The sequence below is a fragment of the Streptomyces hygroscopicus subsp. hygroscopicus genome (assembly GCF_030269125.1).
GTDB classification, from domain to species: Bacteria; Actinomycetota; Actinomycetes; order Streptomycetales; family Streptomycetaceae; genus Streptomyces; species Streptomyces hygroscopicus_C.
Genome location: NZ_BSSM01000019.1, coordinates 148,057 through 148,733, shown reverse-complemented (window position 1 = coordinate 148,733; position 677 = coordinate 148,057). Strand labels below are relative to the sequence as shown.

Here is a 677-nt window from a genome sequence, read left to right as displayed (position 1 = left end):
CTTGATGGGGTAAGGCTCCCAGTAGACGACTGGGTTGATAGGCCGGATCTGGAAGCCAGGTAACTGGTGGAGGTGACCGGTACTAATAGGCCGAGGGCTTGTCCTCAGTTGCTCGCGTCCACTGTGTAAGTTCTGAGGCAACGAACAGTTGCCGGTAAGAGCAGAACGCATAACTACAAAGTGTGCTTGTTCGCTCGAAACCATTAGGGTTTCGGTGGTCATAGCGTAGGGGAAACGCCCGGTCACATTTCGAACCCGGAAGCTAAGCCTTACAGCGCCGATGGTACTGCAGGGGGGACCCTGTGGGAGAGTAGGACGCCGCCGAACAATCTTTGGAGGACCCCTGGTCCCAGCGTTCAGCTGGGACCAGGGGTCCTTTCGTTTTTACAATGCTTGTGGTACCGAAGACAGGAGTCACCATGTCCACCAACTCGCCCGACGACCGACCGGAGCGCGACCAGCGGCGACGGGACAGTGGGGACCGGGGCGACCGCGGCGGTTACCGCGGCGACCGTGGTGACCGCAGTGACCGTGGCGGCTTCCGTCGCGATGACCGTCGTGACGACAATCGCGGTGGCGGTTACGGCCGGCGTGACGACCGCCGTGACGAGCGTCCGTCGTACCGGCGTGACGACGACCGCGGCGACCGTGGCGGCTTCCGTCGTGACGACCGTCGT

The 677-nt window shown here is 62.2% G+C and carries 2 rRNA genes; both read left to right on the top strand.

Annotated elements, in window-relative coordinates:
* Positions 1-106: ribosomal RNA gene (locus tag QSK45_RS32770) — 23S ribosomal RNA — on the top strand; the annotation flags it as partial.
* Positions 107-210: 104 nt separating this feature from the next.
* A 5S ribosomal RNA gene (gene rrf / locus QSK45_RS32765) occupies positions 211-327 on the top strand.
* Positions 328-677: the final 350 nt, after the last annotated feature.